The organism is Candidatus Desulfolinea nitratireducens (genome assembly GCF_982879505.1).
In genome coordinates this window covers 1,816-12,391 of record NZ_CEYOSI010000095.1, presented here as the reverse complement: position 1 = coordinate 12,391, position 10,576 = coordinate 1,816, and the positions used below count along the sequence as shown (strand labels likewise).

Genomic DNA, 10,576 nt, shown 5'->3' with positions numbered 1-10,576 from the left:
TCACCGTTTTCGAAAACCCTTCTTGGTCTCAAGGATGGTCGGTTTGCCACCTTTTCAGCCCTGTTTTCTGTCGGTTGAGGTTTTTGCACGGTACGGGGGCGGGTGACTGCTCCACCGACCATAATTGGCACGCTTTTGACTTGCAAGCCTCTACATGCCTTGAAGTTGCTCACGAATTAAAGTGCTTAATTTCTTGATGACTTCATTGAAATTGTCAGGCGGCAATTTACAACTAAACTCTGCTTTCCTGGCCTTCCAATCAAGACTTTTTACTTGGTCTGATAAGATTGCGCCTTTGACTTCTAAACCTTTGGGTATCAAAACTTCAAATGGGTAGCCTTTGACTTGACTTGTAATTGGGCAGAGAATGGCTAAACCAACTTTTCCGTTATAAGCCTTCGGAGACAAAACCAATGCTGGTCTATGTCCTGCCTGCTCATGCCCTGCTTGTGGATTGAACATAATCCAAACGATGTCACCGCTGTCGGGAATATAAGCCATAATTTCACCAAACTTCATTTCCTACGGCAAAACCCGTATCAACTTTGTTATGAAGATTATCTTTAGTAATTCCCGCCAGTAATCCATTCAATGTCCAACTTGGTGCAGGAACTGGAGTAATGATAATTTTGCCTTTGACAATGCTGATTTCTACAAATGAATCATTTTCTAATTGAGCGTCAACAGCAAAGGCTTTCGGTATTCGTAGGGCAAGACTGTTGCCCCATTTCTGAACTTTTGTGAGCATAAGGTTATCTCCTTTTTGTTTCTACAATAAAGATACACCTATTCACTCAATTAATCAAGAACTTATTTTGTTGTGCAAGGAGCGTGCCAACTAGGTGTTCAGCGGTCATTTGACCGTCTAAGGGACTATGGACTGCCACCGTCTAAATTGGATATTTGAAAAAAAAGTATACAGCCAAAACTTAAACGAGTACTTAAAAAATAATCTGCTAGTTCAACTATTCTTGCCATTCTCTCAGCAGGGCAACGATGTTGTTGATTACATCATTTCCTAAAATGCCATCAAACCCATCCATGGCTGTGCCTCGCCGTCCTTCCAGAATGAAATCTATTAAACCTTCATCCTCTTGAGTCTGAATAAATGAATTAGTGAGCAAGTTCGGGCCTATGCCTCCACTACCGTCATCGCCATGACAAGGGGCGCAATTGGTACTAAATGAGGCTCTGCCCATTTCTGCCGGGGGCAATAGAGCAACCAATCTAGACTCGGCTTCAAAAAGACGATTTTCATCGATCATGATAATGATGGTCTCAATTTCTTCTGCCTGGTTTTGAACAGCCTGAACGAGAGCGGCACGGCTGCGGTTGAAGAAATTGATGCGTTGGTTATTCAAATTGAAGAAACGATGACCACTGAACAAGTCGCATCTATTGCCGCGATGCATCTTACCCGGGAAAGCATGGGCGAAATCATGCAGGAATATGCCTTGTCATTGGGTGGCGGCGAAACCCCACCCGAAGGTTTTGTTCCCGGTCAAGGACGCGGGGGTGGATCTGGGGTTCCCGGTTTGAGCGGTCCAGGTGGTGGTAGCGATACTGGTATGACTCCTGAACAGATCGCTACAGCCCAAGCTGAGCGTGAAAAATCAGGCGAAGCTGGCAGTATGCTGAACAGCCGTATAGCCCGCGTCATCGCCGATGGGTTGATTGGATTATTGCAGAGTAAATAGCTGATTTATGTATATCGATAAATGTATAGAAAGATAACGTTGTTGCAATGAACTGATCCCTTCTTATTAATGTGCTATACTAAAACAAGAAATCCGGACATATTGTATCCGAATTTCTTGTTTTAGTATGACTCTTATAAGCGATTTTTTTTATAATTCTCAGGAGAACGATTTTGAAAAAAAACTTAGTGGTATTGGTATCTATATTAGTTCTATTCGTCTTTCCTGTTTCTGTCTTTGCAGGTAGTAGTAATTTTGACGTGTCTAACGAGTCTGATTGGGAGGATGACTTTATTGAAGGTTGCCGGGCCAATAGCGGCCTGCCTTTCGAATGGGATTATGGCATCGGTTGTGATTTTGAAACTGAAGAAGATGTTTTCTGCACCTATGATGATCAATGCGATGCTGGCTGGCTCTTAGATTTAGATACGCAAAAACCATCAAGAACTACATCTGGAGATTCGTCAGAATGTGAGAACGGTGAAATGATATCAATAGCATCCGTGGGCGCAAATGGCGGGGTTTCCATTGAGGAGGTTTGCGCTACAGGCATAACAACTATTGCCAGGGAAGAAGAAATTGAGGATTTCCCCCTCGAGGACTTGCTGAATGTGGAAATTACCACAGCCGGTCAAAAAGCTAAAAAGCCTCAAACTGTTGCGTTGGAAAATGATGATGACTACAGTCCTGGTGATTTTTCGGGCGATTGTGAACTGGCCGGTGGAACCCCTGAAACCAGCCGAATGCCGAACGGCGATTTTTACTATGAGTGCCGTTTTGATGACGGCGATATTATTGCCTGTGATAATTTTGGCTGTTACCCAACACCTGATTCCGGGTTTAAAGTAGGTTTTCCAAAACTAAATGCTTTAGAAGCAATTATTTTGGAAAGAGCTGTGGCAATTAGTGATGATGACCTGGATGATTTGAATGAAGCTTGCGAACTGGACGGGGGGGATGGGTCGTCAACATCAGATGGTGGACAGTTTTTCTGTGTTCATGAAGATACTGCCTGGTATTGTGAAGATGATTTTTGGTCGGAGGGGGGCCTAAAGTGCGAACCAATAGCTGAATCAGATGATAAGAAAAGTCAAACCGACCTGAATGGTTTTCCCGGAGAAGCCCTGAAAGCTTTGGAGGCCGTCACAATTAATGTAGCAATAAAGGATGAAGATCTGGATGACTTAAATGAAGTCTGTGAGCTCGATGGAGGGGATGGATCGCAAACGTCAGACGGTGGACAGTTTTTCTGTATTTATGAAGATAGTGCTTGGTTTTGTAAAGATGATTCTGGGGCGGATGGAGGCATAAAGTGCGAACCAATAGCGAGTGCCGAATCAAATGATAAGAAAAGTGAAACCGACCTGGATGGTTTTCCATCGGAGGCTTTGAATGCCCTGGATGCCGTCAATGCTAATGTCGTTTTTGTTCCGCGTGTCCCGAAGATATCCAACCCAGTGCTATTGGTCCAGGAAACATCCTGCAAAGTCAGTCAACCAGACGAAGCCGTGCAGTCCTCTGCCAGGATCTTTTTAAACAATGCTATAGATATGAATGGTTTCTTCGAGAGCATTGTCGGTCAGAATGGGATCATCGCCCCGAATAACCTGACCGGGCAACCGGGATCTGAAGGCTACCAGGGAACCGATGGAGCCGACATTTCAGCTCGGATGAATATCATCGCTCCAAACAATATCATTGCACCGAACAACTTAACCCTCGGTGATATTTCCGATGGCACCAGCAAAACACTGTTTTTTAATATTATTGCTCCAAATAATGCTCAAGGCCGGCCTGTTTTGGATGGAGATTTGAATGAGCAAAACAACATCATTGCCCCCAACAACCTAATTATTCCATTTCCCGGAGGTCCCATCCCCATCCCGTATCCTTTCATTACTATTTTGGCAACACTCGGATTAGGTTTATTAGCTGGCGGACTTTATCTGAACAAAGTGTCTACAGGCATGAAGATCATGGATTTCATCGTCCAGCAACCCAAACAACTGGCGATGGGTGCTGGGGTTGGATTTGGCGTATCAATATTAACTGCGGGCATTGGTCTTGCTGCGCTGTTCTTTATGTCCAATACTGCCCCCGAGAATATTGCGGTAGGATGCAATGCTGTGGTTGTCCAAACTGCGAAACTTGATTATTTGATTGCGCAGCCTGAAGAGCAGCCTGAAAAGAAAGCTGAAGTTCTGACAGTTACAGCCAAGCAACCATCCAATTGTCGCCGTGGCGCTGGAACACACTTCGCTAAAGTTGGTTCTTTTGGACCTGCTGATGATCCTGCTATTGTGTTGGGACGAAACGCAACTGCTGAATGGTATTTTATTGAAAAGAATGCCAGCCAAAAATGTTGGGTGTGGGCTGACGGGCTCGAAGATGTGTCACATCTGGGTGAGGGGGTTGAGGAGGTTGGCAATCCTGCAAATGATCCTGATGACAGCAGTGATGGTGGCGAAGCGGTTAACACTGGTGGTGATTCCGGTGGCAGCGGCGGCGGCGGTGGTGGTGGTGGTGGTGGTGGTGGTGGGGGAGGCATCGGAGGAATTGAACCTCCACCTTGTTTTAGCTGTGGTGGTGTAGTTGACCCCGGAGGAGGATCCCCCCCCATAATAGTCGACTAGATTAAGTTAGTTTTCCAAACAGAATATTTCTAAAAGCTCCTGCCAATTTCGCAGGAGCTTTTGGTTTTTGGCGATGACTTGAAACAGGGGGAGGAAAGTGCTATAATCAGGCATACCTGTTGGTACAGGTTGGTATAAGTTGAGCTATTGCAGTCCAAAAATTATGGATAAACCACTCTATCAAATCGTTTATGATGCCCTTCTTCAGCAGATTGAATCTGGAGAACTTAAGCCGCATGATCGTCTGCCCTCTGAAAATGAGCTGTGCGAATCTTTTTCGGTTGGACGGAATACTGTTCGACGTGCATTGAGCGAATTGGCAAACGATGGCTCTCTGAAGACAATTGCTGGATTGGGTACTTTTGTGACTGACAGCCGCCTAAGTAAGACCACTGAATATCTTTTTGGGATGACTCAGGAAATGGAGCTGCGTGGTAAGACAATTACCAGCCGGGTCCTGGATGCAAAACTGATCAGCGCCGATCCATTTTTGACGCGTCGTTTACGTGTCCAACTTGGTGCCGAAGTGGTTTTCCTTTACCGTGTCCGTGAAATGGATCGGGAACCGGTGGCGATTGAGCGTGCCTATTTACCTCACGCATTATGTCCTGGCATTCTGGAATTTGATTTTTCAAAAGAATCTCTTTACCAGACCTTATCAAAAGTTTATGGAAAATCCCCGAGCTATGCTGAGCAGGAAATTGAAGCCAGTCTGGCAACACCTGAAGTTGCGCGCCTTCTTAAGCTAACGAAGCCTGCGGTTGTTTTGGCTTTCCATCGTGAAACCTGTTTGGAGACGGGAGAAGTGATAGAATACGTGGACTCTGAGTTGCGAGCAGACCGCTTCCGCTTTTATACCAATTTGCGCTTGCAGGCTGATGCGGATGAATTTGTTTTTCGACGTTTGCCAGTTTTCGCAACTCAGGTGGAGGAGCGATCATGATCTCGGATGCTGAACTTAAAGCCCTGGTAAATAAGGTGGTCCGTCGAACGATGCACGGTGAAGAAGTGCGTACTGAGACCGCATCTCCGCAGGGGATCAGTCCATGTGATATGAAAACAGTCGCGTTGGGGGCAGATCATGGCGGATTCAAGATGAAAGAGATGCTCAAAGCTCATTTAACGGAAGCAGGTTTCGGTGTGGTCGATTGCGGCACGCATAGCGTGCAATCCGTCGACTATCCCGACCTGGCTTTTGCGGTTGCAGAAAAAGTCAGCCAAGGGGAAGCATGTCGGGGGATCGTAGTCGATGGAGCAGGAATTGGCAGTTGCATGACCGCCAATAAGGTCCCTGGTGTGCGCGCTGCGATGTGCTACGACTATGCCACTGCGGTGAACAGCCGTGAGCATAATAATGCGAATGTTTTGACATTGGGAGCTGGTTTGCTGGGTGATAATCTGGTGAAACAGATCGTTGATATTTGGTTGGCAACTGAATTCGGCGGTGGACGTCATGGAAAGCGTGTAGATAAAATTACCGCGATAGAAAAGAAATATTTGAAAACTGGAAATTGATATGGAAATTAATCAGAAAAATGTTGAAGAAATTGTCGAGGTTGTGACGCGTGAGGTACTGCGTGCTTTGGCAGAGCAGGAAACTCAGCTAACCCCGGATGGTGCCTATTGCACGATCGAAGAAAGTGATGGCATTATGGTCAAAACTTGCTTCGATGATGTCGGGCACGTGATCAGCGCGGGCGCAGAGAGGATCTCGTCCACGTTGGGAAATATTCCCGATGATCTTGATTTGGCAAGCAAGATCGACCATACGCTGCTCAAACCGGATGCAACGCCCGATCAAATCGCACAATTATGCTACGAAGCGCGCAAGTACGAATTTGCCTCCGTTTGTGTGAATCCCGGGCACGTCAAATTATGCGCCGATTTATTGCGTGGCTCAGATGTAAAGGTTTGCACTGTGATCGGCTTTCCGCTTGGGGCTTCCGCTCCGGACGTGAAGGTTTATGAGACCGAAACTGCACTCCGCGATGGCGCAACCGAAATCGATATGGTCATTAATATCGGCGCGCTAAAAGGCCAGGATCTTACCCTGGTTTCACAGGATATTCAGGGCGTGGTTGAAGCTGGGCATCGGGCAGGTGCGATAGTCAAGGTGATTATTGAAACTGCCTTGTTGACCGATGAAGAAAAAGTGACCGCCAGTTTGCTGGCCAAGGAAGCCGGCGCAGACTATGTGAAAACCTCGACGGGATTTTCCGGTGGTGGAGCAACTGTGGAAGATATCCGGCTGATGCGCCGTGTTGTTGGTCCAACGATGGGCGTCAAAGCATCTGGAGGCGTCCGCTCTCGTGAAGACGCCGAGAATTTGGTCAAGGCTGGTGCCACCCGCCTCGGTGCGAGTGCGGGCGTAAAAATTGTTCAAGGTGAAGTGAGCACATCGGCTTATTAATCTATTCTATATGTCTCTGCGAGGAGCGGGCTTTTGCAACGCGGCAGTCTCCATCATTGTTTTGGAGATTGCTTCGGCGATAAAACTGCCTCGCAAAGACATTCCGCAATTGTGAAAAAGAAAGAATATAATGCTAATCGCCAGAGTAGTCGGGACCGCAATTTCGACCATCAAAGATGAAAAGGTTCAGGGCCGCAAATTACTTGTCCTGAAACAGACTGACCCCACAGGCAAATTGATCGGCAAACCTTTCGTGGCGGTCGATCTGGTTGATGCTGGCGAAGGCGAATTGGTCCTAACAGGGCATGGTTCCAGCGCCCGTCAGACGAATTTGACAAAAGATTGCCCCGTTGATGCTGTCGTTGTGGCCGTGATAGATCATCTCAACGTTGACGATAAAGTCGTCTTTCGCAAGGAGTAGTGTGGATGTTGATTTCAAAAGTGGTTGGAACGACGGTTTCGACAATCAAGGATGAACAACTGACAGGCCGTAAGCTGCTCATTTTGCGTCAAATTGATGAGAGTGGCGAAGTTTTTGGCAAACCTTACGTTGCCGTGGATACACTCGATGCGGGCGCTGGCGATCTGGTCCTCACCGCTCATGGTTCTGGCGGACGCCAGACAGCGATTACAAAAAACAGCCCTGTGGATGCAGTCATTATGGCTGTCATCGATCATTTGAATATTGAAGGAAGGACCATCCGCCGTTAGCAATAACGGAAAAAGGATTGCGTTATGACGATTACCGATAAGGACCTTCTCTCCATTCAGGAAGCCCGCCGTCTTGTTGAGCGTGCCTATGAAGCCCAGAAGATTTGGGGCAAGGCTACCCAGGAGGAAGTCGATCGTGTCTGCCAGGCGATGGCCGAGGCCGCTTATGCCGCCTCAGAGCGTTTGGGGCGCAATGCTGCTGAAGAGACGGGGTTCGGTGTCCCGGAACATAAAAAACTGAAAAATGAATTCGCTTCCAAACACGTTTGGGAGAGTATCAAGGATATCAAGACAGTCGGTGTCATCAATCATGATGTCGCACGCAAGATTTACGAGATTGCCTGGCCGGTCGGTGTAGTGGCCGGACTTGTTCCCAGCACCAATCCGACCTCGACTGCCATCAACAAGATTTTGATCTCGGTCAAGGCACGTAATGCGATCGTGTTGGCCCCCCATCCCTTTGCAGTAAAATGCACGACAGACACCGCTCATCTGATGGCTGCTGCCGCGGAACAAGCAGGTGCGCCTGCTGGTCTGATCAATGCCTTGAGCAAAATTTCGTTGCAGGGCACCCAGGAATTAATGGGACATAAACGGGTGGCACTCATTTTAGCAACAGGCGGCGGCCCGATGGTCCGTGTGGCACACTCGATGGGTAAACCTGCCTATGGCGTCGGTCCGGGCAATGTTCCCGCCTATGTGGACCGCAGTGCGGATTTGGAGAAAGCTGCAAAATATATTGTCTCCAGCAAAGCCTTTGATTTTTCGACGATTTGTGCAACCGAACAAGCTGTTGTTGCGGATCGTCCGATCGCGGCACGCTTGATGCAGTTGATGCAAGCCGAAGGCGCCTTTTTCGTGGACGAGGCGCAAGCTGAGGCTTTGAGGAAGATTCTCTTCCACCCGGATGGCGAGATCAATGCCGCAGCAACGGGTAAATCGCCCCAATATTTGGCAGCGATGGCGGGTTTTGAAGTTCCGAATACTGCACGGATTTTGGTGGCGCGCGTGAATAAAGTTGGTCACGATGAGCCTCTCTCGCGCGAGAAACTTACAACGGCCTTGGCCTGGTACGAAGTCGATGGCTGGGAAGATGGTTGTGATATCAGCCTTTCGCTGATCAATTTTGGTGGTCGTGGGCATAGTTTGATGATCCACGCCCAGGATGAAAAGGTGATCATGGCCTTTGGATTGGAGAAACCTGTATTCAGGATTGGCGTAAACACAATGGGGACGCTCGGCGCAATTGGGTTAACCACTGGAGTCATGCCCTCCCTGACCCTTGGATCTGGCGGAATTGGGGGTGCGATCACCGGGGACAACGTGAACGTGCATCACCTTTATAATGTCAAACGTCTCGCCTATGAAACCTCTGCGCCCCCCGAAGCAGCTTTACGCCCCGGATCGGTACCGGCGGGGGATGTCAATGCTGATCCGCAATTGCTGGCGAAGATGGTCGAGGAAGTCGTTCGCGAGGTGCTCAATGTCCAATAAGTTTTGGAATTCAGCACAGAGTACATTAGTTCAATGAGATGGAATCTGAAGTCTTCAGACTTTGGTTTCGACGACAGGAGTTGTCTGATTCTGCTCAAACTTGTGGTCTCTGTGGTGAACTTCAAAGAATGTTCATTGATTTATTCTGGTAAAAATCAAACTATTTGATAGGAGTATCTTATGGCTCAAGACCCAGCTTTCATTGCATTAGGAATGGTTGAAACCCGTGGCCTCGTCGGCGCTGTTGAAGCGGCTGATGCGATGGTCAAGGCGGCCAACGTCAAGTTGATCGGCTCGGAATATGTCGGTGGCGGCTTTGTCACCGTCATGGTGCGCGGCGATGTAGGCGCAGTTAAGGCTGCGACCGATGCAGGCGCAGCGGCTGCCAAGCGCATCGCTGAACTGGTATCCGTACACGTCATTCCGCGCCCGCATGAGAACGTTGAAATGATTCTGCCCGAGAGCAGCAAAGGCAGCATTGGTGGTCGCAGCGGCGGAGCGAAGAAATAGTCACGCCGGGTATTCTTACTCGGCCTGATCTGCTCGAAACCCTCACCCGCGCTGAAGAAGTCATCCACTATCTGGATGACAGACAACTGCCACCTCTGGAAAATATCCCCCAAGGGGAGTTGCATGTCGGCGTAGATTTGGGCACCGCTTATCTGGTATTGGTGGTTCTCGATCAGAATCATCAACCAATTATCGGCGAGTACCAGTTTGCCGAGGTTGTCCGTGACGGGTTGGTGGTGGATTTCATCGGCGCAGTCGACCGTTTGCGGGAAATGAAGCAGCGTGTGGAGCACAGGCTGGGCCGTGAGTTGACCCACGCGGCCAGTGGCTATCCTCCTGGCGTTCCAGAAGTTGAGCGTCGCGCTACGGCCAATGTGGTCGAAGCTGTTGGGATGCACTGCACCAATCTCGTTGACGAACCGAGTGCAGCCAATGCCCTGATTAAAATGCAGAATGGCGCAATTGTGGATGTGGGCGGCGGGACGACCGGCATCTCCATCTTGCAGGATGGAGAAGTGGTCTACACTGCCGACGAGGCGACGGGCGGCACGCATTTTTCGCTGGTTATCGCTGGTGCGCAGGACATCTCTTTTGAAGAAGCTGAGGCACTAAAGATCGACCCGGCCGAGCAGGAGCGGATTTTCCCCACAATTCGTCCGGTGATGGAGAAGGTAGCGAGCATTGTAGCCCGTCATATATCCATCTATCGGGAAGAAAGCGGAAAAACGGTCGAGCAATTGATTTTGGTTGGTGGCACGACCCAATTCCCTCGCATCGCAGATGTTGTTGAGCAGTACACAGGTGTCCCCACGAGCGTACCGGAGCGCCCGCTTTTTGTCACGCCTCTGGGTTTTGCGATGCACGATGTTACGGAAGAGATTTAATAATCTTGACCGAATACGCTATCGTCTTATTTGTGTCTTGGAAAGAAATTACGAACAAAAACCTAAACACAAAGAGCACGAAGTGCCACGAAGAAAAAAATCAGATTTTGCTTTTACTTTGTGATCCTTTGTGTCCTTTGTGGTAAAAAGATTTTTCTTTATCAAGATTAGGAGTTTTCCATATACGCTATCGTCTTATTTGTGTCTTGGAAAGAAATTACGAACAAAAACCTAAAC

General features: G+C 48.3%; 13 protein-coding genes. 10 read left to right on the top strand and 3 right to left on the bottom strand.

Annotated elements, in window-relative coordinates:
• Positions 1-150: 150 nt before the first annotated feature.
• The 3 genes from mazF to AC3DOM_RS09815 form a co-directional block, all read right to left on the bottom strand.
• Complete coding sequence (gene mazF, locus AC3DOM_RS09825) at positions 151-501, bottom strand: endoribonuclease MazF (protein ID WP_487918866.1); 351 nt, start codon at positions 499-501, stop codon at positions 151-153.
• 4 nt (positions 502-505) lie between these two features.
• Positions 506-748 (bottom strand): AbrB/MazE/SpoVT family DNA-binding domain-containing protein, encoded by a 243-nt coding sequence (locus AC3DOM_RS09820; RefSeq protein WP_487918865.1) that lies wholly within the window; start codon positions 746-748, stop codon positions 506-508.
• A 217-nt stretch (positions 749-965) separates the two neighbouring features.
• Positions 966-1,361, bottom strand: coding sequence for a c-type cytochrome (locus AC3DOM_RS09815; protein WP_487918864.1), 396 nt, complete (start codon positions 1,359-1,361; stop codon positions 966-968).
• A 12-nt stretch (positions 1,362-1,373) separates the two neighbouring features.
• On the opposite strand from AC3DOM_RS09815, the gene AC3DOM_RS09810 reads away from it, so the two are divergent.
• From AC3DOM_RS09810 to eutJ, 10 genes are all read left to right on the top strand, one after another.
• A complete protein-coding gene (locus AC3DOM_RS09810) occupies positions 1,374-1,697 on the top strand; it encodes a hypothetical protein (protein ID WP_487918863.1) in 324 nt (107 codons plus the stop codon).
• A 173-nt stretch (positions 1,698-1,870) separates the two neighbouring features.
• Complete coding sequence (locus AC3DOM_RS09805; protein ID WP_487918862.1) at positions 1,871-4,330, top strand: SH3 domain-containing protein; 2,460 nt, start codon at positions 1,871-1,873, stop codon at positions 4,328-4,330.
• A gap of 163 nt (positions 4,331-4,493) precedes the next feature.
• On the top strand, positions 4,494-5,273 hold the full coding sequence (locus AC3DOM_RS09800; RefSeq protein ID WP_487918861.1) for a GntR family transcriptional regulator: 780 nt from the start codon (positions 4,494-4,496) through the stop codon (positions 5,271-5,273).
• Positions 5,270-5,845: a ribose 5-phosphate isomerase B gene (rpiB, locus tag AC3DOM_RS09795; protein ID WP_487918860.1), complete on the top strand. Its 576-nt coding sequence runs from the start codon at positions 5,270-5,272 to the stop codon at positions 5,843-5,845. Before AC3DOM_RS09800 ends, rpiB begins: the two co-directional genes overlap by 4 nt.
• A gap of 214 nt (positions 5,846-6,059) precedes the next feature.
• Positions 6,060-6,740: a deoxyribose-phosphate aldolase gene (deoC, locus tag AC3DOM_RS09790; RefSeq protein ID WP_487918868.1), complete on the top strand. Its 681-nt coding sequence runs from the start codon at positions 6,060-6,062 to the stop codon at positions 6,738-6,740.
• Between the two features lie 130 nt (positions 6,741-6,870).
• A complete protein-coding gene (locus AC3DOM_RS09785; protein ID WP_487918859.1) occupies positions 6,871-7,161 on the top strand; it encodes a EutN/CcmL family microcompartment protein in 291 nt (96 codons plus the stop codon).
• Positions 7,162-7,166: 5 nt separating this feature from the next.
• Positions 7,167-7,451, top strand: a complete 285-nt coding sequence (locus tag AC3DOM_RS09780) for a EutN/CcmL family microcompartment protein (protein WP_487918858.1) — start codon at positions 7,167-7,169, stop codon at positions 7,449-7,451.
• A gap of 24 nt (positions 7,452-7,475) precedes the next feature.
• Complete coding sequence (locus AC3DOM_RS09775; protein WP_487918857.1) at positions 7,476-8,945, top strand: aldehyde dehydrogenase family protein; 1,470 nt, start codon at positions 7,476-7,478, stop codon at positions 8,943-8,945.
• Between the two features lie 180 nt (positions 8,946-9,125).
• Positions 9,126-9,455 carry an ethanolamine utilization microcompartment protein EutM gene (gene eutM / locus AC3DOM_RS09770; protein ID WP_487918856.1) on the top strand — a complete coding sequence of 110 codons (330 nt, stop codon included), beginning with the start codon at positions 9,126-9,128 and terminating at the stop codon, positions 9,453-9,455.
• The gene (gene eutJ / locus AC3DOM_RS09765; RefSeq protein ID WP_487918867.1) at positions 9,452-10,339 is read left to right on the top strand and encodes an ethanolamine utilization protein EutJ; all 888 of its coding nucleotides are present in this window, start codon (positions 9,452-9,454) and stop codon (positions 10,337-10,339) included. Before eutM ends, eutJ begins: the two co-directional genes overlap by 4 nt.
• Positions 10,340-10,576: the final 237 nt, after the last annotated feature.

Bases quoted from the DNA above. Each gene is read 5' to 3' on its own strand.
- mazF (WP_487918866.1), bottom strand. From the start codon at position 501: ATGGCTTATATTCCCGACAGCGGTGACATCGTTTGGATTATGTTCAAT.
- AC3DOM_RS09820 (WP_487918865.1), bottom strand. From the start codon at position 748: ATGCTCACAAAAGTTCAGAAATGGGGCAACAGTCTTGCCCTACGAATA.
- AC3DOM_RS09810 (WP_487918863.1), top strand. From the start codon at position 1,374: ATGACCACTGAACAAGTCGCATCTATTGCCGCGATGCATCTTACCCGG.
- AC3DOM_RS09800 (WP_487918861.1), top strand. From the start codon at position 4,494: ATGGATAAACCACTCTATCAAATCGTTTATGATGCCCTTCTTCAGCAG.
- rpiB (WP_487918860.1), top strand. From the start codon at position 5,270: ATGATCTCGGATGCTGAACTTAAAGCCCTGGTAAATAAGGTGGTCCGT.
- AC3DOM_RS09785 (WP_487918859.1), top strand. From the start codon at position 6,871: ATGCTAATCGCCAGAGTAGTCGGGACCGCAATTTCGACCATCAAAGAT.
- AC3DOM_RS09780 (WP_487918858.1), top strand. From the start codon at position 7,167: ATGTTGATTTCAAAAGTGGTTGGAACGACGGTTTCGACAATCAAGGAT.
- AC3DOM_RS09775 (WP_487918857.1), top strand. From the start codon at position 7,476: ATGACGATTACCGATAAGGACCTTCTCTCCATTCAGGAAGCCCGCCGT.
- eutM (WP_487918856.1), top strand. From the start codon at position 9,126: ATGGCTCAAGACCCAGCTTTCATTGCATTAGGAATGGTTGAAACCCGT.